Origin of the sequence: Thalassobacillus devorans (assembly GCF_900176565.1) — a bacterium.
GTDB classification, from domain to species: Bacteria; Bacillota; Bacilli; order Bacillales; family Halobacillaceae; genus Thalassobacillus; species Thalassobacillus devorans_A.
Map to the genome: position 1 here is coordinate 1202943 of NZ_FXEH01000006.1, position 23936 is coordinate 1226878.

At 41.5% G+C, this 23936-nt stretch carries 26 protein-coding genes and 1 riboswitch; of the genes, 12 read left to right on the forward strand and 14 right to left on the reverse strand.

Going from position 1 to position 23936, the window contains the following annotated elements:
• The first annotated feature begins 3 nt into the window (after window positions 1-3).
• From B9Y67_RS16960 to B9Y67_RS16980, 5 genes are read left to right on the forward strand one after another with little or no spacing between them, the layout of a single operon-like run.
• Entirely contained in the window at window positions 4-1359 is a 1356-nt protein-coding gene (locus B9Y67_RS16960; RefSeq protein WP_085508540.1) for an acetyl-CoA carboxylase biotin carboxylase subunit, read from the forward strand.
• Window positions 1360-1372: 13 nt separating this feature from the next.
• Window positions 1373-1585 carry an acetyl-CoA carboxylase biotin carboxyl carrier protein subunit gene (locus B9Y67_RS16965; protein ID WP_062446054.1) on the forward strand — a complete coding sequence of 71 codons (213 nt, stop codon included), beginning with the start codon at window positions 1373-1375 and terminating at the stop codon, window positions 1583-1585.
• A 15-nt stretch (window positions 1586-1600) separates the two neighbouring features.
• Window positions 1601-2506 (forward strand): hydroxymethylglutaryl-CoA lyase, encoded by a 906-nt coding sequence (locus tag B9Y67_RS16970; RefSeq protein ID WP_085508542.1) that lies wholly within the window; start codon window positions 1601-1603, stop codon window positions 2504-2506.
• 12 nt (window positions 2507-2518) lie between these two features.
• The gene (locus tag B9Y67_RS16975) at window positions 2519-3301 is read left to right on the forward strand and encodes an enoyl-CoA hydratase (protein WP_085508544.1); all 783 of its coding nucleotides are present in this window, start codon (window positions 2519-2521) and stop codon (window positions 3299-3301) included.
• 18 nt (window positions 3302-3319) lie between these two features.
• Entirely contained in the window at window positions 3320-4849 is a 1530-nt protein-coding gene (locus tag B9Y67_RS16980; protein ID WP_085508546.1) for an acyl-CoA carboxylase subunit beta, read from the forward strand.
• Between the two features lie 55 nt (window positions 4850-4904).
• Here B9Y67_RS16980 and B9Y67_RS16985 read toward each other — a convergent pair whose 3' ends face one another.
• From B9Y67_RS16985 to B9Y67_RS16995, 3 genes are read right to left on the reverse strand one after another with little or no spacing between them, the layout of a single operon-like run.
• On the reverse strand, window positions 4905-5210 hold the full coding sequence (locus B9Y67_RS16985; protein WP_085508547.1) for a hypothetical protein: 306 nt from the start codon (window positions 5208-5210) through the stop codon (window positions 4905-4907).
• Window positions 5207-5656 (reverse strand): DUF948 domain-containing protein, encoded by a 450-nt coding sequence (locus B9Y67_RS16990; protein ID WP_085508549.1) that lies wholly within the window; start codon window positions 5654-5656, stop codon window positions 5207-5209. Before B9Y67_RS16990 ends, B9Y67_RS16985 begins: the two co-directional genes overlap by 4 nt.
• A 17-nt stretch (window positions 5657-5673) precedes the next feature.
• Window positions 5674-6108 carry a DUF948 domain-containing protein gene (locus tag B9Y67_RS16995; RefSeq protein ID WP_085508551.1) on the reverse strand — a complete coding sequence of 145 codons (435 nt, stop codon included), beginning with the start codon at window positions 6106-6108 and terminating at the stop codon, window positions 5674-5676.
• A 163-nt stretch (window positions 6109-6271) separates the two neighbouring features.
• On the opposite strand from B9Y67_RS16995, the gene B9Y67_RS17000 reads away from it, so the two are divergent.
• Window positions 6272-7114, forward strand: a complete 843-nt coding sequence (locus tag B9Y67_RS17000) for a YihY/virulence factor BrkB family protein (protein ID WP_085508553.1) — start codon at window positions 6272-6274, stop codon at window positions 7112-7114.
• A 48-nt stretch (window positions 7115-7162) separates the two neighbouring features.
• Here the strand turns inward: B9Y67_RS17000 and queE are convergent, their stop codons facing one another.
• The 3 genes from queE to queC are packed head-to-tail and all read right to left on the reverse strand — an operon-like array spanning window position 7163 to window position 9028.
• Window positions 7163-7891 carry a 7-carboxy-7-deazaguanine synthase QueE gene (queE, locus tag B9Y67_RS17005; protein ID WP_085508555.1) on the reverse strand — a complete coding sequence of 243 codons (729 nt, stop codon included), beginning with the start codon at window positions 7889-7891 and terminating at the stop codon, window positions 7163-7165.
• Window positions 7884-8363 carry a 6-carboxytetrahydropterin synthase QueD gene (gene queD, locus B9Y67_RS17010; protein WP_085508557.1) on the reverse strand — a complete coding sequence of 160 codons (480 nt, stop codon included), beginning with the start codon at window positions 8361-8363 and terminating at the stop codon, window positions 7884-7886. The genes queE and queD overlap by 8 nt, the downstream gene beginning before the upstream one ends.
• Window positions 8363-9028 (reverse strand): 7-cyano-7-deazaguanine synthase QueC, encoded by a 666-nt coding sequence (queC, locus tag B9Y67_RS17015; protein ID WP_085508559.1) that lies wholly within the window; start codon window positions 9026-9028, stop codon window positions 8363-8365. The genes queD and queC overlap by 1 nt, the downstream gene beginning before the upstream one ends.
• A 95-nt stretch (window positions 9029-9123) precedes the next feature.
• Window positions 9124-9168: riboswitch (PreQ1 riboswitch) on the reverse strand.
• Between the two features lie 174 nt (window positions 9169-9342).
• Between queC and B9Y67_RS17020 the strand changes: the two genes are divergently transcribed.
• On the forward strand, window positions 9343-9906 hold the full coding sequence (locus B9Y67_RS17020; protein WP_085508561.1) for a hypothetical protein: 564 nt from the start codon (window positions 9343-9345) through the stop codon (window positions 9904-9906).
• A 47-nt stretch (window positions 9907-9953) separates the two neighbouring features.
• On the opposite strand, the gene B9Y67_RS17025 is transcribed toward B9Y67_RS17020, so the two are convergent.
• A complete protein-coding gene (locus B9Y67_RS17025) occupies window positions 9954-11912 on the reverse strand; it encodes an AMP-binding protein (RefSeq protein WP_254901829.1) in 1959 nt (652 codons plus the stop codon).
• Window positions 11913-12195: 283 nt separating this feature from the next.
• Between B9Y67_RS17025 and B9Y67_RS17030 the strand changes: the two genes are divergently transcribed.
• Entirely contained in the window at window positions 12196-13344 is a 1149-nt protein-coding gene (locus B9Y67_RS17030) for an NAD-dependent epimerase/dehydratase family protein (RefSeq protein WP_085508564.1), read from the forward strand.
• A gap of 12 nt (window positions 13345-13356) precedes the next feature.
• Window positions 13357-14520: a glycosyltransferase family 4 protein gene (locus B9Y67_RS17035; protein ID WP_085508566.1), complete on the forward strand. Its 1164-nt coding sequence runs from the start codon at window positions 13357-13359 to the stop codon at window positions 14518-14520.
• A gap of 888 nt (window positions 14521-15408) precedes the next feature.
• Here B9Y67_RS17035 and B9Y67_RS17040 read toward each other — a convergent pair.
• On the reverse strand, window positions 15409-17142 hold the full coding sequence (locus B9Y67_RS17040; protein WP_085508568.1) for a glycosyltransferase family 4 protein: 1734 nt from the start codon (window positions 17140-17142) through the stop codon (window positions 15409-15411).
• Window positions 17139-17498, reverse strand: coding sequence for a protein kinase family protein (locus B9Y67_RS17045; RefSeq protein ID WP_085508570.1), 360 nt, complete (start codon window positions 17496-17498; stop codon window positions 17139-17141). Before B9Y67_RS17045 ends, B9Y67_RS17040 begins: the two co-directional genes overlap by 4 nt.
• A gap of 13 nt (window positions 17499-17511) precedes the next feature.
• On the opposite strand from B9Y67_RS17045, the gene B9Y67_RS17050 reads away from it, so the two are divergent.
• Complete coding sequence (locus tag B9Y67_RS17050; RefSeq protein WP_254901865.1) at window positions 17512-18537, forward strand: sugar phosphate nucleotidyltransferase; 1026 nt, start codon at window positions 17512-17514, stop codon at window positions 18535-18537.
• Window positions 18538-18608: 71 nt separating this feature from the next.
• Window positions 18609-19613 carry an NAD-dependent epimerase gene (locus B9Y67_RS17055; RefSeq protein WP_085508573.1) on the forward strand — a complete coding sequence of 335 codons (1005 nt, stop codon included), beginning with the start codon at window positions 18609-18611 and terminating at the stop codon, window positions 19611-19613.
• A gap of 77 nt (window positions 19614-19690) precedes the next feature.
• On the opposite strand, the gene B9Y67_RS17060 is transcribed toward B9Y67_RS17055, so the two are convergent.
• Window positions 19691-20089 carry an ACT domain-containing protein gene (locus tag B9Y67_RS17060; protein ID WP_085508575.1) on the reverse strand — a complete coding sequence of 133 codons (399 nt, stop codon included), beginning with the start codon at window positions 20087-20089 and terminating at the stop codon, window positions 19691-19693.
• A gap of 12 nt (window positions 20090-20101) precedes the next feature.
• Window positions 20102-20374: a CBS domain-containing protein gene (locus B9Y67_RS17065; RefSeq protein WP_176224040.1), complete on the reverse strand. Its 273-nt coding sequence runs from the start codon at window positions 20372-20374 to the stop codon at window positions 20102-20104.
• A 185-nt stretch (window positions 20375-20559) separates the two neighbouring features.
• Here B9Y67_RS17065 and B9Y67_RS17070 point away from each other — a divergent pair, with 185 nt between their 5' ends.
• Entirely contained in the window at window positions 20560-21042 is a 483-nt protein-coding gene (locus B9Y67_RS17070; protein WP_369668781.1) for a DUF421 domain-containing protein, read from the forward strand.
• Between the two features lie 37 nt (window positions 21043-21079).
• On the opposite strand, the gene rlmN is transcribed toward B9Y67_RS17070, so the two are convergent.
• The 3 genes from rlmN to B9Y67_RS17085 form a co-directional block, all read right to left on the reverse strand.
• Entirely contained in the window at window positions 21080-22159 is a 1080-nt protein-coding gene (gene rlmN, locus B9Y67_RS17075) for a dual-specificity RNA methyltransferase RlmN (RefSeq protein ID WP_085508582.1), read from the reverse strand.
• A gap of 180 nt (window positions 22160-22339) precedes the next feature.
• On the reverse strand, window positions 22340-22996 hold the full coding sequence (locus B9Y67_RS17080; protein ID WP_085508584.1) for a DUF3889 domain-containing protein: 657 nt from the start codon (window positions 22994-22996) through the stop codon (window positions 22340-22342).
• A gap of 127 nt (window positions 22997-23123) precedes the next feature.
• The gene (locus B9Y67_RS17085; protein WP_085508587.1) at window positions 23124-23879 is read right to left on the reverse strand and encodes an SGNH/GDSL hydrolase family protein; all 756 of its coding nucleotides are present in this window, start codon (window positions 23877-23879) and stop codon (window positions 23124-23126) included.
• Between the last annotated feature and the right edge of the window lie 57 nt (window positions 23880-23936).

Genomic DNA, 23936 nt, shown 5'->3' on the forward strand with positions numbered 1-23936 from the left:
TCCGTGTTTAAAAAAGTACTAATTGCCAATCGTGGTGAAATAGCTGCTCGCATTATCCGTACATGTAAGAAAATGAATATAGCAACCGTCGCTGTATACTCAGAAGCGGACGAGCAAGCTACTTATGTAAAAGAAGCAGATGAAAGTTTTTTAATTGGAAAACCGCGTGTGAATGAATCATACCTGAACATTGATAATATACTTCATGCTGCCAAAGAATCAGGCGCAGAAGCTATTCATCCGGGATATGGACTGTTGAGCGAAAATGCCGGGTTTGCCAAAAGATGCAGGGAAGCCGGGTTTACTTTTATAGGCCCGTCGGAAGATGTGATGGCGACCATGGGGGATAAAGTAGCTGCAAGACAAGCGATGAAAGAAGCAGGCGTCCCGATCGTCCCGGGTACCGATCAGGCAGTGACAGATGTCGAGGAAGCGAAAGCGTACGCCAATGAATTCGGTTACCCGGTCATGCTGAAAGCAGCTGCAGGGGGAGGCGGCATCGGCATGCAGGCGGTCAATGGCGATGACGAATTGGAAAAAGCATTTGAAGGAAACTCCAAGCGTGCGGAATCATTCTTCGGAAATGGCACCATGTTCTTAGAAAAGCAGATTTTGAATCCGCGGCATATTGAAATCCAGGTGCTGGCGGACGGCCATGGAAATGCTGTTCATTTATTCGAGCGGGAATGCTCGATCCAGCGGAGGCACCAAAAGGTAGTGGAAGAAGCTCCGTCACCTTTTTTATCCGAGTCAACCCGGAAGGACATGGGAGAGACAGCGATTCAGGCGGTTCAGGCATTGCACTATAAAAATGCTGGAACGATTGAATTTTTGGTAGATAGAGAGGAAAACTTCTACTTTTTGGAAATGAATACCCGCCTGCAGGTCGAACATCCGGTAACCGAAGAAATCACAGGAATTGATCTTGTAGAACAACAGCTCAGAGTAGCCTATGGAGAAGAGTTAGCTTTCCGGCAGGATGACCTGAAACGGAATGGTCATGCAATTGAAGTAAGGATCTATGCAGAAGATCCTGTCAGGTTCTTTCCTTCGCCGGGACAATTGACGAAATTTGAGGTTCCAAAAGGGGAAGGCATCCGTCACGAACTCGCCGTGGCAGGAAATTCGATGGTTACACCTTTCTATGATCCGATGATAGCTAAGCTGATTGCTTATGGAGAAGACCGTGACCAGGCGATTTTCCGCATGAAAGAAGCATTGGAAAACTATCAGGTCGAAGGGATAAAGACAAATATTCCTATGCTGAGGGATGTCATCGCACATGATAAGTTCAAACAAGGAGCGACAGAGACATCTTTCGTCGAGAAATACTATTTACCAGCAGTAACGAATAACTGAGGAGGAAGCAGATATGACAGAAATCAAAGCATCAATGGCAGGAAGTGTATGGAAAGTAGTAGCAGGGCAAGGAGATACCATCAACAATGGTCAGGATATTGTCATCCTGGAATCTATGAAAATGGAAATACCGGTCCCTGCAGAAGCAGACGGTACCATCAAGGAATTGAAAGTCAGCGAAGGGGACTTCGTCAATGAGGGCGATGTCATCGCAATCATCGAATAAATAGGGGCTGTTTGCATGTTACAACTACCGGAAAGTGTCACCATCAAGGAGGTCGGTCCAAGGGACGGCCTCCAAAATGAAACTAATAAAATAGCAACCGAAGATAAAGTAGCATGGATAGATCAACTGTCTGAGGCAGGGCTGTCCTATATCGAAATATCGTCTTTCGTCCATCCGAAATGGATTCCTCAGCTGGCTGATGCCAAAGAGGTCGCACAGGCTATCAAGCGGAATCCTGGGATTACCTATGCTGCATTAGTACCGAACTTAAAAGGACTGGAGCGGGCGATCGAAACGGAAATCGATGAAGTTTCCATTTTCATGTCCAGCAGTGAAACCCACAACAAAAAGAATATCAATAAAACGATTGAGGAAACATATCCCGTCCTGCAAGAAGTGGTAGATGGAGCCAAACAAGCCGGAAAAACTGTCCGCGGCTATGTATCCACTGTTTTCGGGTGTCCATACGATGGACACGTACCTGTCGAGCAGGTGCTCCGCGTATGTGACCGGTTATTTGAAATGGGGATTGATGAACTTTCGTTAGGAGATACCATCGGAGTTGCTGACCCGAAACATGTAGATCTTGTTTTAAAAGAAGTGAAGCAGCACTTTTCATTTGATCAGATAGCGATGCACTTTCATAACACCCGAGGGATGGCGTTAGCGAATGTGCTGGTTTCCCTGCAGCATGGCATAACCACGTTTGACGGTGCTTTAGGCGGTCTTGGCGGCTGTCCGTATGCAAAAGGAGCATCCGGTAATCTTGCGACAGATGACCTTGTCCATATGCTGCATCAAATGGGAGTAGAAACCGGGATCCAGCAGGACAAACTACACGAGTCAGCTGCTTTCATCCAAAGGAAATTAGGAAAAGAATTGCCGAGTCATCAAATGCAGGTGATGAACCGTTCATCATAAGGAGGCTAAGCGATGTGGGAATTAGTGAAGCTGGAAGAGCCGGCTGATCATGTCAAAAGATTAACATTAAACCGGCCAGATGCAGCCAATGCTTTATCCAAGCAATTGCTGTATGAAATTAATGAGGCGCTGGCAGAAGTGGAAAAGCATAAAAACACACGCTGTCTACTGATTACGGCAAGCGGCGGTAAAGCTTTTTGTGCCGGTGCGGATCTGAAAGAGCGTGCCGGTATGACAGAGCAGGAAGTGGTTGATACGGTCAGCCTGATCGGTGACACCATCCATCGGGTGGAACGACTGGATATACCAACGATTGCGGTAATCAATGGAGTAGCTTTTGGGGGAGGTTTAGAGCTTGCGCTTGCCTGCGATCTCCGGCTTAGTTCAAACAGTGCAAAGATGGGATTGACGGAAACATCGCTCGGGATTATTCCGGGAGCAGGTGGAACGCAAAGACTTTCCAGGCTTATTGGACTTGGAAAGGCGAAGGAATTGATTTTCACTGCTAAACCGATTACGTGTGAAACAGCGAGAGCAATCGGTCTTGTAGAATATGCTTACGACCCGTCGATATTGCAGGGGGAATCATTAGCCATGGCTGAGCGGATCGCCAATAATGCACCAATCGCACTTAGACAGGCAAAAAAGGCTATCCATGAGGGATTCCAGACAGATATCGAAACGGGACTTCAAATTGAAAAGAAGTGCTACCAGACCACGATACCTACGAAGGATCGTCTGGAAGGGTTACAAGCTTTCAAAGAAAAGAGAAAGCCTATCTACCGTGGTGAATAGAACAGGAGGGACAGCTTCATGTCATTAAATAAAACATTGCAAGAGCGTGTAGAAAAGATTTCCCAGGGGGGAGCGGACAAGTACCATCAAAAAAATAGTGAAAAAGGAAAAATGTTTGTCCGGGAACGGCTATCGCTATTATTTGATGAAGGAATGGATATTGAAGATGCATTCTTTGCCAACTGCATGGACGATTCCTTACCATCAGATGGCGTGGTCACCGGAATAGGGAAAATCAATGGCCAGAAAGTATGCGTCATGGCAAATGATTCGACAGTAAAAGCCGGGTCCTGGGGAGCAAGGACTGTGGAGAAGATTATTCGTATTCAGGAAACGGCATTGAAATTGCAAATCCCGATGCTTTATCTTGTCGACTCTGCAGGTGCCCGGATAACTGATCAAGTAGAAATGTTCCCGGGAAGAAGAGGAGCGGGAAGAATTTTTCATAATCAGATCAAACTATCCGGTCGTGTGCCGCAAGTTTGTCTGTTGTTTGGCCCATCTGCTGCCGGAGGAGCTTACATACCTGCATTTTGTGATATCGTCGTCATGGTCGATGGTAATGCGTCGATGTACCTTGGCTCTCCACGAATGGCAGAAAAAGTAATTGGAGAGAAGGTCACGCTGGAGAAAATGGGTGGCGCACGTATGCATTGTTCTGTTTCCGGCTGCGGGGATGTGCTGGCAAAATCGGAAGAAGAAGCGATTGCTTATGCCAGGGATTATATGAGCTATTTCCCAGCTAATTATACATCCAACCCGCCATCCGCAGAATCTAAGGAACCCGCAGAAAACGATAAGTCCATTCATGATTTAATTCCAGAGAACCAGAATGCTCCGTTTGATATGTATCAGTTTATCGACCGGCTGATTGATGAAGGTTCTTTTTGTGAAATCAAGAAAATGTTTGCTCCTGAATTAGTTACTGGTCTGGCAAGAATCGACGGGAGACCAGTAGGGATCATCGCTAACCAGCCGAGAGCAAAGGGCGGGGTGCTGTTTCCTGACTCTGCCGACAAAGCGGCAAAGTTCATTCAGCTGTGTGATGCTTTTAACATTCCATTACTTTTCCTGGCTGACATTCCTGGCTTCATGATTGGAACACGAGTCGAGCGGGCAGGAATAATCAGACATGGGGCTAAAATGTTGTCTGCCATGAGTGAAGCGACTGTACCAAAAATCTCTGTCATCGTAAGGAAAGCCTATGGCGCAGGTCTTTACGCTATGGCTGGTCCTGCCTTTGAACCAGACTGTTGTCTTGCACTGCCGAGTGCACAAATAGCTGTCATGGGGCCTGAAGCGGCGGTCAATGCTGTTTATGCAAATAAAATTGCAGAGCTGCCTGAAGAGGAGCGCCCGGCTTTCATCAAAGCTAAACACGAGGAATACAAAGAGAATATTGATATATACCGGTTGGCATCAGAAATGGTAGTTGATGCAATCGTCCAGCCCGACGAGTTGAGAAAAGAATTAATCAACCGTTATGATACCTACGTTACAAAAGATGTCCAATTTACCGAACGAAAGCATGGTGTATATCCTGTTTAAACAAAACAGTTATTAAGCAGTATAAAACCGATGTCCTGCATGGACATCGGTTTTTTTAGCCGGTATGTTCATTTTTATAAAGCGTAGATTCTTTAATCGCTTTTTGGCGTGCTTCACTTTGTAATCTGTTTTTATCTCGGCTGATTTTTTCGTCACGTTTTAAGCCGGCGAGATACAACTCATCTCTTTTCATTTGATATTTTTGTTTTGTTTTCGAAAAGATTTTTGGATAACGGCTGGTATCTTTGGAGTGGGAACCAGCCTCTCTTTTTTTACCGGCAAATAAGTTACCGACGAAGAATCCTGCAATAGCAGAGCCGATGATGCCAGCTGTATTTGATTGCTTGTCTTTTTCCGTCATGCTGATATTTCTTCCTTGTCAATTTCTTTTAATGCTTTTCGTTTTTCTTTGAAATAATATCCTAATGCCAGGGCTCCATACAAGCCGCCTAAATCTTGTCTTCTTGTCATATCTTTTCCTTCATTTGTATCCTTTTTCATTGCCATTGTGACATCGACAAGGGAAGAGGACAGCTTTCTGGAAGACTCACCGATATCTCCTAAGATATAGAAAAGCGGGCTTAACGCTGCGATTTTTTTATTGACGTCTGCTAAGGTGTCATTACTATGATTTAGCAACTGTCCTGTTTCTTTCATCACATCATCCAATTGGTCCGGAAGCCGCTCTACCGTCTTATCCACACCGGATAATACTTTCGATAGATTATTCAGGGTGCGTGCGAGAAAGATTGATCCTACTAAAAAGGCAATTCCCATTAGTAATACTCCGATTCCTGTTAAACTCAAAGTTCATCCCTCATTTCTTAATTATTATAATGTTGTTGAGTCCTATTGCTGGTACGTTTCCATTTTGCAAAAAGGTTTGTCAGTGCTTCTCCCCATCTTACCGCTTTGACAATGGAGTCATTCTGATTTTTGGTATGATAGGTGAAGTTTGCTGAAGCCTTGTTCAAGCCATGGTTCAGATTGTCAACCGAATCACCGACATTCTGAAGCGAATCAAATAATGCATTAGTAGAATCCACTTTATGGTGAATATCCTCTGCTAAGTAATTAGATTTGTTGATCAGGTGTTCTGATTCTTTAGTAATACCCCTCATTTGTGTCTCCAGACTTCCTACCGTACCGTCAAGATTCTTCATTGTCTTATTGACACTAATCAATGTTTTAACAATGAATGCTACGACAAGGGCAAAAGACAAGGCCATGATAAATACTCCTATATATACTAAATCCATCGGCTCTCTTCACCTCCTAAATTACCACTTCCCTGTACCTGCCACCGTAAAACGCTTTTCGACAGTAAAAATCAAATATTTTGCAGAGTTAGTAGAAAATGATTAAAGATAAGTGAAAATGGGGTAGAGAAATAGAAGGTGCAACTAATGGAGGTGGAAAACTGTGAAAAAAATGATGAATTATATGAAATCAGTAATCAAAGAATTTCAAAATGACGATGTACCTGTATTAGCAGCCGCCCAGGCATACTATTACTTACTATCCATCGTACCTATGCTGATCCTGCTTTTCTCTATCATTCCTTACTTAGGCATTCAACCAAACGAGGCAGTTAACTTCATGAAAAATGTATTGCCAGCGGAAACAGCTTCAGCTTTGGAAGAAAATATTATCTCGATTGTTTCCGAACCTAATGGTGGATTGTTGTCCGTTGGTATTATCGGTACAATCTGGTCAGCATCAAATGGACTCAACGCTTTTATAAAATCTTCCAATATAGCGTATAACGTGGAAGAGACGCGCTCATTCATTAAAGTGCGTTTACTCTCGATCGGATTGACGCTTGGGATGATCGTTGCCATTGTGGTAGCACTAGTTCTTCCGGTCTTTGGAAGAGTAATTTTCGATTTTATCCAAAGAGTTTTGTTCATACCAGATCAGCTGATGATTATCCTGGAAATTGCCCGCTGGGTCGTCAGTATTCTGGTGATGAGTCTGATATTAATGCTGTTATATCGATTTGCTCCTAACAGGTATATACCATTCAAAGAGATCATTCCTGGAGCTATCATCACGTCGGTATTGTGGATGTTAATTTCTTTAGGATTTTCTTTCTATGTAAGTAATTTCGGAAGTTATTCTGCCACATATGGAAGTTTAGGAGGGCTGATCATTTTAATGATCTGGTTCTTCCTGACTGGTCTAATATTGGTTGTCGGTGCAGAAATAAATGTAGTCTATCATCGGAAGAAGCACGGATTAAAAAGAAGACAAGATTCATGGTAAAAATTAAAAACAGCGACAGCAGATTTTACCGCTGTCGCTGTTTTTACGTTAGACCCCTCGTTTGTTTCCCCATAGTAAGGCATGAAGCTGGGGAAGGACGCGTACTTTATTCAGACCCGGAGACTCCATGACTTGATCTACCAGCCATTCATACTTGTTTAATAGTTTCATAGCAATAGCTTGATCATTTGTTTCTTCCAGATCATCGTTTCCTACCTGAACATAGAAAGATATCCCAGGATAACGTCTATGAACGTATTCTGCATATGATAAATCCTCCTCATTAAAAATAACTACTTTCAAACTCGTGTGGAGGAGCCTGTCATTATCTTTCAGTTGGCTGATAATGTAGTCCAACTTCTCCCAATCCGTTTTCATATGGGAACTTGGTGGTTTTGGGGATATAGTAAGGTCATCAATAGCAAGAAACCAATCCTGCCAGCGGCTTCCTTGTGTTTCCAGGGCGACTTCTATACCTCGTTCTTTTAATAGACCAATCAATTGATCCAGATAAGGGAAGAGGGCAGGGTTACCTCCGGATATAGTTACATGGTCGAATTTATTGCCACCGGCTTGATCCAATTCCTTTATTATTTCTTCCGCATCCATGCGCTTGATTTCCTCTTTGGCGCTTCCATCCCAGGTAAAGGCTGAATCACACCAGGAACAACTGTAATCACATCCGGCTGTCCGGACGAACATCGTTTTCCTGCCTATGACCATCCCTTCTCCCTGGATCGTTGGTCCAAAAATCTCCAAGACAGGGAGTTTAGTCATTTTCCATCCACTCCCGTCTTACTTCAGCAAAACTAGTCGGCGTTTCATATAGCTTGATGAACTCAACACGAGAGCCATCATTTTCTTTTGTGAGTGCATGGTCCATTTGCTCATATATCCAGACAACCATGTTTTCAGCTGTTGTGTTCATAGGAGGGAGCGTGTCATTCAGGTATCGATGATCCAAATGGATTTCAATTTGTTCTTTCCATATTTTCTTTATATCGCCAAAGTCTATCACTATACCGATATCATCCACATAACCGCTGATACCGAAGACAACTTTATACGTGTGCCCGTGAAGGTTTTTACACTTTCCTTCATAACAATGAAGGTGATGGGCAGCATCAAAGGTGAATTCCTTGCTGACCATGACCCGTTTGTTATGATACTTCAGCTCGTGGCGTTTGATATCCTCATCGATTTTCTGAAGTTTTTCTACGATCGTAAAACCATAATTGGAGAGTGTCATCAAACATCCGCTCCTTCACGCTGTTGTAGATACTTTTCAAGTCCCTGATTGCGTAGCTTGCAGGCCGGGCATTCTCCGCATCCGCTGCCAATTACGCCATTATAACAAGTCAACGTGTGATGGCGAACGAAGTCAAAAGCTTCGAGTTCATCTGCGAGCTGCCATGTTTCAGCTTTATCCAGCCACATTAGCGGTGTATGGATTACAAAAGAATCATCCATGGACAAGTTCAGCGTCACATTCAAGGATTTGATGAACACATCCCGACAGTCCGGATAGCCGCTGAAATCTGTTTCACATACCCCAGTGATAATATGTTTGGCCCCAATTTGCCGCGCAACAATTCCTGCGAATGATAAGAACAGCAGGTTACGGCCAGGAACGAAAGTAGAAGGGAGGGAGTCACCTTTGCCATCTTCCACATCGATTTCTTTGTGGGTCAGTGCATTAGGAGAAAGCTGGCTTAATAAAGACATATCCAGGATTCTATGCTTTACATTAAGTTTTTCTGTAATTGCTTTTGCAACTTCCACTTCTTCTTCGTGGCGTTGATTATAATGAAAGGTGACAGCTTCTACTTCATCGAATTTCTCCAATGCCCAGAACAAGCATGTAGTGCTGTCCTGGCCACCGCTGAATACGACCACCGCTTTTTCTTTTTTCATAAAAAAATTCTCCTTTCCGTGAAAAAGAGAATTCTACTCACCCGTTACAAGCATAAAATAAACTAAAAAACCATACCTAAGGGATAGGTATAGTTCCATCCTTAGTTTTTTATAGAGGGTGTAGCTAGAACCTCTCCTGCGATAAAAACGCAGACTTTTATTAGATTTTTAACGTAAACAGTATAACAGAAGAAATGGTTCCTGTCATGATAAAAAATGCCAGGCCACTATTGGAATTCAGCTCGATTTCTTATATACTATAGGGGGTTAGCCGCCAGGGGAATACAATAGAGAAAGAGGCTTAAAAGAGAGAGATGAGCAAACGGCTAGAAAAGAAAAAGATTAAAGCTTTAGTTGCAGAGACATTGCGGAATATTCACATTCCACTCGATTTTCATCTTGAAAAGACAAATGTAAACATGATATATGATTTCATTCAAAACAAGCTGATAATTGATGTGGAACGGCTAAGAAAAGCCCGTAAAGAAATGAGAAAGCCGGTTACACTTGAAGCATACGTGCAGGCATTAGTACTGCATGAGACTGGACATTATTTAGATCAGGAGGCATTATGGGAGTCCGTTCAAAGAACAATTGAAATACATAAAAAGAAAAGGGAAGTCCCATATTTTGAACGGGCCAAAGACCTGGAGTTATTTCAATTGGATATCGAAGAACATGAGATGGACTACACATTTGAAGAAACCGCCTGGCGCAATGCTGCAAAATTGAACGAAAAATATGGTATTGTCGATGAAGAAAGCTTTGAGAACGTTAAATTCGAAAGTTTATTAAGCTATACAGCTGTCTATAACCGTGACTTATTGATTTATCAAAGTTTATTAAAAGAAGACTCTGGCAAACACCTGGCTGTCTAATAAAATCCCCCTGAACCATTCATAAGGTTCAGGGGGATTGTTCATGTTCAGGAGAGGGATGCAGACTTGCCAAGTGCACGGATTTCGTCTACTGCCTGCGGATTCTCCAGGGCACTTAAATCACCGGATGCTTCGTTGAGGTATGCAGATTTGATCGCTCTTCGCATCACTTTAGCATTCCTCGTTTTAGGGAGGTCAGAGACAACATGGACTACCTTTGGCGCCAATGCTTTCCCCAATTTATCATTCAGGTGATCTGAAATATCCTTAAGCAATGCATCGCTTTGCTCATAATCAGGTCGCAGGACGACAAAACCGACGGCTTCCTGCCCTTTCACCTCATGGGGAACGCCGATTACACCAGCTTCCACCACTGCCTCATGTTCTACCAGGACTGATTCCACCTCAGAAGGACCAAGTCGTTTCCCGGCCACGTTCAATACATCATCCGAGCGGCCTGTAATCGTATAGAAGCCATCCTCGTCATGAATAACCCAGTCCCCATGCACCCAGGTATCTTTGAAGCGGCTCCAATAGGCTTTTTCGTAGCGGTCATTTTCTTTATAAAAGCCGTTTGTCATCCCCACCCAGGGCTGGCGGAGAACGAGCTCGCCGACATCATTTTTCACTGATTTCCCTTTTTCATCAAAAACACCAACGTCCATGCCAGGCAAAGCGGCGTTGAATGACACAGGATTGATCGGTTTAACCAGCACATTCCCGAAAATACCTCCGGAGATTTCCGTACCACCGGAATAATTAAAAATTGGAACCTTCGATTTTCCTGCATGTTCAAACAACCAGCGCCAAGGCTCCGGATTCCATGGTTCCCCTGTAGAGCCAATCATTTTTAATGACGAGAGATTATGTTTATTGATCCACTGCTCCCCATGTTTCATCAGGGAACGTACAAGCGTAGGGGAGATTCCCAGATGGGTCACCGTATACCGGTCGACGAGCTCCCAAAGCCTGTCTGGTTCAGGGTAGTCAGGCGTTCCTTCAAACATGACGATCGACGCACCATTAACTAATCCTCCGTACACTAAGAAGGGCCCCATCATCCAGCCCATATCGGTATACCAGAAAAGCGTATCCTTGTCGGTCACATCCATACATATTCCTGCATCGAAGGCAGCCTTAATAGGAAATCCACCGTGTGTATGAAGGGCACCTTTTGGTTTTCCGGTTGTCCCGGAAGTATAAATGATCATATAAGGATCATGGGCATACGTCACTTTTGTTTTGTAATCGTTTTCATTTCTGAGCAGACGATTCCAGTCCACATGAAGATTGTCATCCCAGTCGACAGCACGGTCTGCCCGATTGACCACCACCACATGCTGCAGGCTTGGAGATTCAGCGGCTGCACGATCAGCTTCCTCTTTCATAGCAACCACTTTACCACGGCGGTAAAATCCATCAGCTGTTATGATCGCTTTTGCTTCGGAGGCATTAACCCTGGTTGCAATTGCTTCTGCTTTATAACCGGAGAAAGCGGGGGAGAAGATGGCACCAACTTTAGAGACAGCAAGCATGGCAATCAATGTTTCCGGAAGCATCGGCATATAGATGGTAACAACATCTTTTTCCTGTATCCCCAATCGTTCCAGACCATGGGCACAGGCATTTACTTTAGCATATAAGTCAGCAAAGGTGTATGTTTCGGTATCTCCATTGTCACCTTCCCAATATAAAGCAACTTTATTTTCAGTTGCTGGATTTAACGCCCATTTATCAAGCGCGTTATGAACGACATTCATTTTTCCACCAACAAACCAATCAGGATATTTAATTCCATTGGCAAGGTTAAGCGTCTCTTTATAGGGCTCATACCACTCCATATTCAATTCGTTTACCGCCTCATCCCAAAACCAGGCGATGTCTTCGATTGATTTTTGGTAAAAGTCATCATAAGAGTTGTATCCATGTTTTTGCATCCACTGATAAAGCCGTGTCGATTTTTTAAAGTCTTCTGCAGGTGTCCAGGCAGGTTGTTGTGTTTTCACAGTGATTCCTCCTTAAACCAAGAAAATTCAGAAAGTTCTACTTTTAATTATAACGGATTGTGTAATAATAAGAAACTTTCGTGTGGTAATTCCTGTTAAACAGGTAATATTAATAGTTGTGAGGTTTAATGATATTAAATGCCGGGGTATAGGGATAAGCGTGAAAGAAGCAAGTAATGTTTCTTTTACAAAAGTTTAACTAAGATATCATTACCAATTTTTCAGAAAACAATGTTATTCTATTATGGAGTAATGATTAGGACAAGGTAGTAGGAGGGAAATTATGCGAATTGTAGTAGCAGGGGGAGACGGTTTTTGTGGTTGGCCGACCGCATTGCACCTATCAAATCAAGGCCATGAAGTATCAATCGTTGATAACCTATCACGCAGAAAATGGGACGATGAACTTCATTCTAATTCAGTAACACCAATTGCTTCCTTAGAAGACAGAGTAGAAAAATGGAAGGAACTTACCGGCAAAGAAATTAAAACCTTCATTGGGGATCTTAATCATTATGATTTCCTCCGTGAAGTTTTCAGGCAGACAGAACCAGAGGCATTTGTTCATTTTGCCGAGCAGCGTTCTGCTCCTTATTCCATGATTGACCGTGACCATGCTGTATTCACACAACAGAATAATGTAATCGGTAATTTGAATGTACTGTACGCGATTAAAGAATTAGCCCCTGAGTGTCATTTAATTAAACTAGGGACAATGGGGGAATATGGAGCACCTAACATTGACATTGAAGAAGGATATATAGAAATAGAACATAACGGACGTAAAGATGTCCTGCCATATCCAAAACAGCCTGGTTCTTTCTATCATCTATCAAAGGTACATGACAGCCACAATATTATGTTTGCCTGTAAAATATGGGGAATCCGTGCGACTGACTTAAACCAGGGGATCGTTTATGGTCTACATACAAACGAAACCAAAATGGATCCAATGCTGGTTAACCGCGTGGATTATGATGGTGTGTTTGGTACTGCCTTGAACCGTTTTCTGATCCAGGCAGCTACCGGTCATGACTTGACGGTGTATGGTTCAGGAAAGCAGACAAGGTCATTCCTTAACATCGAGGATACAGTGCGTTGTGTACAAATTGCAGCAGAAAATCCTGCTGATAAAGGGGAGTTCCGGGTATTCAACCAATTTACCGAATACTTCTCGGTTAAAGAACTGGCTGATAAAGTTCAAAAAATAGCGAAAGAAAAAGGCTTGAAGACAGAAATTGCTTATCTGGAAAACCCACGCATTGAACCGGAAGACCATTACTATCACGCTGTAAACACGAGACTTCGCGAACTGGGGCTGGAGCCGCATTTATTGACGGACGAGGTACTGCATGATATTTTACAGACAGTAATTGAGCATAAAGATCGAGTAATCAAAGAGAACGTACTACCATCCATTACCTGGAAGTAAGGAGCAGCCGTTTTGAAAATCGCAATCATAACTGAAACATTCCTGCCCTCCACAGATGGAGTGGTGACTAGACTGAAAGAAGCAATCAAACACTTACAAAAAGAAAATAATGAAGTCATAGTTATCGCCCCTGACCTTGGCGTCACGGAATATGAAGGTGCGATTGTGGAAGGAGTCAAAACGACCAGGATGCCTTTTTACAGGTCACGGGAGTTTTCGATGCCACAAAGAAAGGTGAAGGATCTTTTAATGAAACACGAGCCGGACCTGGTTCATGTGGTGAACCCTGCTCTGGTTGGTGTATCTGGTGTGTATTATGCCAGTAAATTAGGTTATCCATTGTTAGCTTCCTATCATACTCATGTGCCGAAATATCTTGATTACTATCGACTATATCCGTTCAAACCATTAGTATGGTGGTATTTCAAAAAACTCCATAGTTATGCTGATTTGAATTTATGCACCTCTAAAGCAATCCAGCAAGAACTGATGGAGAAAAAGATTCCAAATGTCCATGTATGGGACAGAGGAGTTGCAATTGACAAATACCATCCCGACTATCAGGATACTGATATGCGCGAACGTCTTTCAGGAGGCAAACCGGAAAATAAACTATTAGTATTTGTCGGTAGATTAGCTCCTGAAAAGGAAATCCACAAGCTTAAGCCGTTGTTGGATAAACGAAATGACATATCTTTAGCAATTGTTGGTGATGGTCCAGTACGGGATCAGCTGGAGAAAACTTTCAAAGGTACCAATACGACGTTCACCGGTTTCCTTCATGGGGAAGAATTATCCCAGTCATTTGCATCAGGAGATGCTTTTATATTTCCATCGGTTACAGAAACATTAGGATTAGTCATTTTAGAAGCGATGGCATCAGGACTACCGGTTATTGCGGCTAAGAGCGGGCCGACGATGGAGCAGGTAGAGGATGGACGTACTGGTCTGCTTTTTGAGAATGAGAACACGGAAAGCCTGATAACAGCCATCGAGAAAATCGAAGATCCCGAATTGCATAAGCGATTGAGTGAAAATGCAAGAAAAGAAGCTGAAAAATTCAGCTGGCAGAAGCCTTCGGAGCAGATTTTAGAATTCTATTATCAAACAGTTAGAGAGCATCAGAAAAGCCAGGTAAATGCTCCAAAAAAGAGCAAACTTAACGTATCTGAATAAAACAAATGTTTATTCCGCTGGCCGGATATACCAATTCCGGTCAGCTTTTATTTGGTGAAGTTTTGTCGAAATATGTCTGTAGTTACGCAAAGTAGAAATAGGAGGGAGGAGCCGATCATCCATAGAAAGCTATAAGGCTATTCTGTACATAAATGTAGTTTTAGCAGCGAAAAAAAAACAAAAAACATAAACCGACGAGCAATAACCAGGGATAAAACCATAGAACATTACCACTTCCAACTTAGTAGCAACTCCGAAACATAAATTCAAAACATTATCTTTAACGCAAGTAAAAATCCTTGACAGGAAACTTAAAAAAGAAGCTGGAAAAAAAGAAAAAACTCACAGCAAAAACTAGCATACTAAAAAGGATCTGGTTGTGCAAACATACCTTAGATCCAGCCAAAGGAAAAACGGTGAGAGTGTAATGAGAGATGCTAAAAATTTAATCGCAAGTGAATTAAATAAATTGATTCAGAAAATAAATAGTATTGATAAAAGAAGAAAAAAATGCCGTAAAATAATATGGAATTAAGTATTTAATTTCATTTTCTATCTCAATATCTTAAGTATACTTAGTGATTGAGACATAAAATGTTATTTTGATATAACTTCCGATAATAAGTATTATGTAAACTAAGAAAATGAAAAAGTATCCATAGTTACTATCCCCTGGTTTCTATATAACTTTCAGTAAAAATATCCTCCTCTATAATCCCAATCATTTTATGGATAATAACTTCGTATAAAATACCACCGGAACTATATTTATGATCTAGGTTATTTCTGATAAGGTCATCATTCCCTTAATAAATTCTCTGTATAAATAATAAGGACGAATGCCTATGCAATTTCGTCCTTATATGATTATTTTACTCGCGTATTTACTTATAGAGATTTTCTCTTTCTCTTAATCCGTATTCTTTCTGCTTCCCGTCTCTTGCTTATAGGATTGAAACGTTCTTTAAACCTTTCTATATCCGTTTGATAATTATTTGTGTGAGACCCTGTCATTGTGCTGCATGTGCAAGATTTATTCCTATTCACACGGCTTCCCCTCGACTCATGGTGAGGTCTCTGAGTGGCTTTTTTCTTGTTAGCATTAATCATTGGACTGGAATTGATTTCTTTGACAACCCTGTCTAAGAGGCTATTGGATTGCCGAGTATTTTGTTTCTTTTTTGCAAAATTTGATGGAAAAGCTTTTCTTCCTGCTTGAGAATTTACCTGTTCATTCTTTTGATCAGGAGTTACTTCATTTGTTGTATTTCTTTCCGAAGTACTGGAACTGCTATCTGGCGTCTCCGAACTGTGTTCTTCAACTTCAAAATTAGCATCCACATTAATTTTAGGAAACGGCCGGTATACCTTTTCAGTTTCCGTATTTTCTAAATCCTTTTTGGCAGTGATGGTTTTATCAGGTTCTTTACTTGGAAGGTTATAATCGATCATCTCATATTCTCCAAATGGCATGTTCTTTACTTCATCCCAAACAGTTGAAATATTACTGACTACCCGATCCCAGGTGTAATGTTTTTCAGCGAGGGAACGGCCATACCTTCCCATTTCTTTCCCCTTATCTGGATTGTTCAGCAGGTAAGACAGGTGTTCAACAAACTCCCCTGAATCTTCCGGATTTTCGACTACAATACCATTCTGATAAGGTTCGATTACTTCTGTATTCCCTCCCCGGTCAGTTGTGACAATCGGCAAAGCTGCAGCCATCGCCTCATAATGCACACGGGCAAGTGGCTCCTGCCATTGCGAAGTACAAACAAAGATATCCGAGGCAACAAACCATTCCTGAATTTTGTCTGGAGAGACGAAACCTGTTTGGATCACCGGAATCGGCAGTCTTTCTGCAAGGGCGCGAACGTAAGCAATATAATCCGTCACCGAGTTATCACTGAACCATTTACTCCCCATAACAACTAAAGCTATATCCTCATGGTTTTCGGCTAAATCAGGAATTGCGCGGATCAGTACGTCGATTCCCTTATTAGGTGAGAGCCGTCCGGCGTACAAAATAACTTTTTTGGAAGTGAGATTATGCTCATTACGAATTCTAGTTCTTAATTCTTGCGCCTCGGATGAGTAGGATGGAACAAAGCGATCCAGGTCCACTCCGGAATATATGGTTTGAAGTTTTGATTCAGCTTCAGGAAAGAAATGGGCAATTGTTCGGCCGATGTAATTACTTATCGTAATTATTTTATCTACATTCTTGACAACAATGGTCCCTTCTTCCGGATCGAGTTTTTCTGGTTTGAACATATCATTATGCATACTTAAAATGATTTTGGAATCCGGAGCTAATGCACGGACAGCATTTACGAGTCGGGGGCGATTAAAAATGTGGATCAAATCGTATTGTTCAGCGGATGCCTTCAGGAATTCGACTACATTATCACGATAAATATCTAACTGACCCCCTTCTATCCTGCAATAGCGGATGTCATCCTGTATTTCATCGTCTGGAAGTGAATCATCACTTCTTCCCAGTACGGTAATTTGATGGTTCTTCTTCAAGTCAGGTAATGCCCCAGCAATATACGTCTGAATCGCTCCTCCTTTGATCGGGGGAACTGGCAATTTTTCGGTACAAATAATTAAAACTTTCATTTAAGTGATAAGCCTCCTTTCCTGTCTTTCGCTAATTCATCCAATACTGGCCATTTTGTTTTTTCCAATTCATTAATAAACTGTAGTTGCTGATTGAATTCTTCTGTCATAAAAGTAGTCGGAGAGTATACGATTGGCTTGAGCTCTTTATAAAAAGAGTTCGGCAGCGATAAGTCGATGAGCAGCATTTCATATTCTTCATCAGAAATTGGATTTGCTGTGTTGTAGGATTGTATCATCTCCCGAATATAATCAGCATCCCACTTTCCTATAGCATCCATTCGGTCGATAATCAGCTTCCTTAAGTCGCGTATAGCAATATCAAAAGATACACCATCAAGGTCAATTACCCACATTAATGGAACCAGACTGCGCCCCTTATCTTATACCAAACCAAAACCATTACTTCCCGTTTCTAATCGTCCAGTCATCAGCTATGGCCTGGAACAACTGGCTAAAATGGGCATTAAAGATATCGGTCTCGTTATCCAGCCACAGCAAGAAGAAATCTTCCATGAACATTTATATGCTTATGCAGAAAAAAAGAACCTGAGACTTCACTATATTCCTCAACATGAACAAAAAGGAATCGCCCATGCAGTGGCACAAGCAGAAGATTTCCTGGGGTCTGACTCGTTTGTACTATTATTGGGCGATAACTTGATTGATGATTCATTACAAAAATTAAAAGACTCCTTCCAACAAACATCTGCACACGGCACAGTATTAGTGACAAAAGTCAGTAAACCACAAGACTACGGTATAGCAGATATCAAAGACAATATGATTGTCCGGGTAGAAGAAAAACCGGTAAAGCCAAAATCAAACCTCGCTGTCATAGGAGCCTATATTTTCAAGTCTTCTATTTTCAATGCAATCCACTCGATAACCCCTTCTGCAAGAGGAGAGTATGAAATCACGGATGCCATTCAATGGATGATCGACCATCAATACGATATCAATTATGTAAAAACTACTAAACCAACGTTTGACGTCGGAACAATTGATCGCTGGCTCAAAGCAAACCAGTGGATGCTCAAACAGCATGGGAGTTCAACAGACGCTGAGTTTCTTGATGAAAAACCTAATAATAATGTAATTATACCGCCGGTAGTAATCGGAGATAACTGCACCATCGAAGATTCAGTAATCGGTCCCTATGTATCGATTGAAGCCAATACGATCATTAAAAAAAGCATAGTTAGAAACAGTATCATTTTAAAAGGTTGTCATATCGAAAACATGCCCTATGAAATCACAGACAGTATATTAGGCGAAAGAACCAAACTGTTCGGCAAGTATATGAATGATAATACCATCCAAGTGGTCTTTGGAGATGAATCTAAATTCTTCCTTTCCAGCGATAAGGAATCAAAAGATAAGGGGTCTGAGTGAGATTGATTTCGTGTAACTCCCACTCCCGGACATTCCAGGGACGTCACTACCTTGAGAAGTGAGGTGAAACTATGATACTGATTACTGGAGCGGCTGGATTTATTGGTTTTCATCTATCTAAACAGCTGCTGAGCAATGGCCAAACAGTCATTGGTATTGATAATATGAACGATTACTACAGTGTGGAATTGAAAAAAGATCGCCTGAGATTATTAAACCATAGTAACTTTAAGTTTGAACAAATCGACCGCGAAGATAGAAACGCTATCACGCAGCTTTTTGAAAAATACAAACCTTCCATCGTCATTGACCTGGCTGCCCAAGCCGGGGTACGTTACAGCCTGGAGAACCCATATGCTTATATCAATTCTAATATCGTCGGATTCATCAACATACTAGAAGCATGCCGCCATCATCAGGTCGAGCACCTGATTTACGCTTCCTCGAGCTCTGTGTACGGGGCAAACAAAAAAATGCCCTTTTCTGTAGAAGATAATGTTGATCATCCCGTCAGTTTATATGCTGCCACAAAAAAAGCAAACGAATTAATGGCGCATACCTACAGTCATCTCTATGGTTTGCCAACAACTGGTCTTCGTTTCTTCACGGTATACGGGCCATGGGGACGACCGGATATGGCACTCTTCCGCTTTACTAAAGCTATTCTAGAAGGAAAACCAATAGAAGTATATAATAACGGGAATATGCAGCGAGACTTCACTTACATTGATGATATTGTCGAAGGAATCATCCGGCTGCTCGATAAAACACCTAGTCCTGACCCGGAATGGGAGGATAAAACTCCCGCTCCAGGAAGGAGCCACGCTCCCTATAAGATTTACAATATTGGTAACAATCAACCCGTCAGGCTCCTGGATTTTATCACAGCGATAGAAAACAAACTTGGCATAAAAGCCCACAAAAATTTTCTTCCCATGCAGCCCGGAGATGTACCCGCCACATACGCCGATGTAGAGGATTTAATGAGAGACGTTGGATATAAACCAAACACGTCCATTGCAGAGGGTGTCGGCAAGTTCATCGATTGGTATAAATCTTATTACGGGAACGCTTAGAATATTGAACCAAGAGAAAGCTTTTTCAGCTTTCTCTTCGTTTCTATAACAGTATTTTAGTAGTCGACAGCACCCAATTAATCTTCCACTATAGCGCGTGGAATAACATCGCTCTTTTCGATACGTTCTGTTTGTAATATCCGATATCCTTTCCTCTCTAGTTTATCGAACAGTTCATTTAACAGACCTTCATTGACATTAGAAACAGCTATACATAGACGCCTGACAACTTTACTTCCGTCATCATCCATAGTCATTAATCCCTCGATATTAATACCACGTTTATTCAACGATTTCGTTAACTCTGCTACTGCACCTTGTTTTTCCGGTGATACAATGGTAATGATATACTCACCTGATTGAAGCCCGAACGATTGTTCTAACACATCAAACACTTTGTTGTGCGTAAGAATTCCGACAAAGTTCTTCCACTCATCCAGTACAGCGATAAAAGGAAGAGCCTTAACCTGTAGCATTGCCTGCGGAAATTAGGTTTCTTCAAATACAAAAGTATCCATATTATCTAGAAATTTTGTGATTTTCCTGTTGTCATTTGGTGTTTTTCGACTTCTGAAACACTCATTCTCATGACTTTCAATTCTTGAACGAAATAGCATGCCCTGATATTTTCCCCTATCATCGATTACAGGGATGCATCGATAGCCACTTTCATCGAGCTTCTGTTTAGCTTCCTTGATTGTTGCTTCTGCATGGATGGTTACGACATGATGTTTCGGTATAATATTATTTTTAACTAACATCTCATCCCTCCTCCCCTCCATTTTATTCCGAAGTTTATTTTTCATAACCTCTCATGCTTTAATACTGGAACGGATAAAGTTTTCATTAAAAATAGTTCGGGAACACTATAGTAGATAATCGTGTAAGGTGGAGGTTCAACATGTTATTTTTTAAAAGTTGGTCCAGCGTTTTTGACATAATCATAATGGCTGTTATTTTATATCCCTCACTGATTTTGTTGTTGCGTATCTCTGGTAAGCGAACACTGTCAAAAATGAACATGTTTGATCTTGTCATTACAGTTGCTTTAGGTTCAACGGTAGCTACGATACTGCTATCATCTACTGTAACCTTCGTTGATGGAATTACCGCACTAGCCATGTTGATATTGCTTCAGTTCATCGTAACTTGGCTAGGTGTCCGTTCAAGAGCATTCCATTCATTAATTAAAGGGGAACCTCAATTACTCTATTACAATGGCAACTATATAGAATCTGCGTTAAAGAAAGAACGTATCAACCGTGATGAAATAAAACAGGCACTTAGAGCACAAGGCATTGCTTCCTTTAGTCATGTTGAAGCCATCGTGTTAGAAACAGATGGCTCACTTTCCGTAGTAAAGAAAAACAATCAAACTCATGAATTTCATTCTTTATCGGATGTGGAAGGAATACATCATGAAAATTAACCACAAAAAAAGTACACCCGATTAGGTGTACTTTTTGTTATTTTGCTTCTGCTGCTTTTTTCTTACGTTCTTTTTTCACTTGTTTGCTGCGTAATTGGCCACATGCTGCATCAATGTCCGTTCCATTTTCATGACGAATCACACAGTTGATGCCGTTTTTCTTCAACGTATCATAAAAACCTAAAATCGCTTCTTTTTCACTGCGCTGATAGGAATGGTCATCAACTGGATTGTACGGTATCAAGTTGACATAAGATAAATGCCGTTTATCTTTCAACAGTTCAGCCAGCTCTTTCGCTTCTTTCTGATGATCATTGACATCTCGAAGCATGATATATTCAAAAGTGATTCTGCGATTGGTCTTCTCCAAGTAGTAATCAATGGCAGGCATTAATTTATCCAGTGGATAAGCTTTGTTTACCTTCATGATACGTGTACGCAGCTCGTCATTGGGTGCGTGCAGAGAAAGAGCAAGGTTTACTTGTGTATCTTCATCAGCGAATTGATAAATTTTATCTGCTAAACCGCTGGTAGAAACGGTGATTTTTCTAGCACCGATTGCAAGCCCCTTTTGGGAGTTGACGGTACGGATGAAATCCATCGTGTGATCGTAGTTATCGAACGGTTCACCGATACCCATAACAACAATATGACTGACTCGGTCCCCTTGCCCCTTATCATCCAGGGCATGCTGTACATTCATGATTTGTTCGACGATTTCACCACTGGTAAGATCGCGGCTTTTCTTCAAAAGACCACTTGCACAGAAGGAACAGCCGATATTACAGCCAACCTGAGTCGTTACACACACAGATAAGCCATAATGAAAACGCATCAGGACAGTTTCGATCACATTACCATCCTGCAGCTTGAATAGGAACTTGATTGTTCCGTCAGACGATTCCTGCTTCACTTCTTCGCGCAAAGTCTGAATCACAAAATTTTCTTCCAATAGCTGAATGCAATCCTTGTTGACATTGTGCATTTCAGAAAAGCTTTTTACTCGTTTGTTATATAGCCAGTCCCAAACCTGTGATGCACGAAACTTTTTATGTCCGTGTTCCATCAGCCAGTCAGTCAACTGATCAAATGTCATACCATATATAGACTGTTTCATTTATAACCCTCATTTCAATTTTAACCATTCATTCCTACAATACTAGAAGTGTTACCATTTAGCAACAGTTTAATCAGCTTATCCCTTTTATCAGAAGAATTATTAATCTGTTTGGCGACATATTATCTTTTTAAATTAAAAGAGATAGGGATACCTTCCCTATCTCTTTGCTTATGATAGTTATACTTCCTTGAAATCCATCGAAACGATGCGATCTGTATTTGGATTATAAACCACCGTTCCTTCAATCGTGATGGTTTCCTGCGGCGAGCGCAGGACGTACTTATACGTTTCTTTCATTCGGTTGGCATTCTGTTTTGTTTTACTAACCCTGCTATAATCTGTTACATCATAGTTCGGATAGGAAGATTGTACGACCTCAAGCAGGTATTTCCCCCACTTTTCTTCTTCTAATTCTACTCCAGTGGTAATTTCTACATTAATAACGCCCAAGTCTACGTTAGCGCCTAGAGTTTCAAAAGCTTTTCTGTGTAAATTCACTTTATTTTTTCCATAGCCTGCAACCTGATCGACAACGGTCACTAACACTTCTCTGCCATTGGCCAGATTTTTCACCTTTAATGTATCTCCACATTTGTAAGGCGAATTCTGCCCGACTGCTACTGTCATATAGAGATTAGCTGACCAGGGAATCCCGCACTGAGTCACTGTTCCACCTTCCGTCCATGTCGCCTGGCCTCGAACCGGCTGTCTCACATCATGGTATGTCTGATACCCTCTATAATAGTTGCTGTAAGGATAACGGGCATAGGGCGCCTGATAAGGATTCGTCACATATGGATAAGCGTACGGCATATGAAAATGATTCGGATACATCTTTATTCCCCCTGTAATATTCTGAATGTCTCCGATAGCCTATGCATCAGACAGGTTGACCTGTTACAGTGACTGATTAGGCAAAAATAAAAAAACAGACGGCAAAAGCCATCTGCTATACAATCGATCAGTTTCCAAACTTGCGAGGGGTCATTTTCTTCCAAAATTCCTTGGCCACAGCCTGGTAGCCTTCCTGGCTCAAATGTATATCAGGGTAAGGAAGATAGGTTTCATAATCCTCTGCAATTGCTTGAAAAGTAGGAACAAATATTGCTTGATTCGTTTCTGTTATCTGTTTGATACCATGATTGAACTGATGCAAAAAAGAAACTAACTCCTCCTTGGTCCCCTCCTCAATAGGAAGTGACCAAAGAGCATTATAATAGCCCATCACGTAAATCTTCGCATCTGTACTCTCTTTAATAATACCTAGAATATCCTCTATATTTTCTAGAGCCTCACCCGATGCTTCATATAATCGACTTCTATCATTAGTGTATAAATGTTCAAGCAAATCATTGGCTCCGATATCGATTGTAATGACATCTGCTTTTGCAATATTATTAATAACCTCTTCTTCCTTTAACTTATCCACTAAATCAATTGTTGTAGCTCCTGGAACACTATGATTATTTAGTGTTACTTTATAGTTGGATTTCTGGAAACGGTCTTTTAAATATTCAGGATATCCTTTTATTTTCTCCAATTTAAATCCACTATCTCCGAACTCTACAGGTGTATAACCAGCTGCCAATGAGTCTCCTAAAGCTACGTAATTTATTACCTTTCTGTCAGGCACCTTCGCATCGCTGTCTAAGGGCATCCCGAGAACAGCAATAAATAAGATTAAAATTGCTATAAATATTGATTTTACTTGTTTCACAAACTTCCCCTCCTGCTAAAAGTCTTATCTTTATTAATTCCCTATTAAAAACAAAAA

Bases quoted from the DNA above. Each gene is read 5' to 3' on its own strand.
- B9Y67_RS16965 (WP_062446054.1), top strand. From the start codon at position 1,373: ATGACAGAAATCAAAGCATCAATGGCAGGAAGTGTATGGAAAGTAGTA.
- B9Y67_RS16970 (WP_085508542.1), top strand. From the start codon at position 1,601: ATGTTACAACTACCGGAAAGTGTCACCATCAAGGAGGTCGGTCCAAGG.
- B9Y67_RS16975 (WP_085508544.1), top strand. From the start codon at position 2,519: ATGTGGGAATTAGTGAAGCTGGAAGAGCCGGCTGATCATGTCAAAAGA.
- B9Y67_RS16980 (WP_085508546.1), top strand. From the start codon at position 3,320: ATGTCATTAAATAAAACATTGCAAGAGCGTGTAGAAAAGATTTCCCAG.
- B9Y67_RS16985 (WP_085508547.1), bottom strand. From the start codon at position 5,210: ATGACGGAAAAAGACAAGCAATCAAATACAGCTGGCATCATCGGCTCT.
- B9Y67_RS16995 (WP_085508551.1), bottom strand. From the start codon at position 6,108: ATGGATTTAGTATATATAGGAGTATTTATCATGGCCTTGTCTTTTGCC.
- queE (WP_085508555.1), bottom strand. From the start codon at position 7,891: ATGACTAAACTCCCTGTCTTGGAGATTTTTGGACCAACGATCCAGGGA.
- queD (WP_085508557.1), bottom strand. From the start codon at position 8,363: ATGACACTCTCCAATTATGGTTTTACGATCGTAGAAAAACTTCAGAAA.
- queC (WP_085508559.1), bottom strand. From the start codon at position 9,028: ATGAAAAAAGAAAAAGCGGTGGTCGTATTCAGCGGTGGCCAGGACAGC.
- B9Y67_RS17020 (WP_085508561.1), top strand. From the start codon at position 9,343: ATGAGCAAACGGCTAGAAAAGAAAAAGATTAAAGCTTTAGTTGCAGAG.
- B9Y67_RS17030 (WP_085508564.1), top strand. From the start codon at position 12,196: ATGCGAATTGTAGTAGCAGGGGGAGACGGTTTTTGTGGTTGGCCGACC.
- B9Y67_RS17040 (WP_085508568.1), bottom strand. From the start codon at position 17,142: ATGAAAGTTTTAATTATTTGTACCGAAAAATTGCCAGTTCCCCCGATC.
- B9Y67_RS17045 (WP_085508570.1), bottom strand. From the start codon at position 17,498: ATGTGGGTAATTGACCTTGATGGTGTATCTTTTGATATTGCTATACGC.
- B9Y67_RS17055 (WP_085508573.1), top strand. From the start codon at position 18,609: ATGATACTGATTACTGGAGCGGCTGGATTTATTGGTTTTCATCTATCT.
- B9Y67_RS17060 (WP_085508575.1), bottom strand. From the start codon at position 20,089: ATGCTACAGGTTAAGGCTCTTCCTTTTATCGCTGTACTGGATGAGTGG.
- B9Y67_RS17065 (WP_176224040.1), bottom strand. From the start codon at position 20,374: ATGTTAGTTAAAAATAATATTATACCGAAACATCATGTCGTAACCATC.
- B9Y67_RS17070 (WP_369668781.1), top strand. From the start codon at position 20,560: ATGGCTGTTATTTTATATCCCTCACTGATTTTGTTGTTGCGTATCTCT.
- rlmN (WP_085508582.1), bottom strand. From the start codon at position 22,159: ATGAAACAGTCTATATATGGTATGACATTTGATCAGTTGACTGACTGG.
- B9Y67_RS17080 (WP_085508584.1), bottom strand. From the start codon at position 22,996: ATGTATCCGAATCATTTTCATATGCCGTACGCTTATCCATATGTGACG.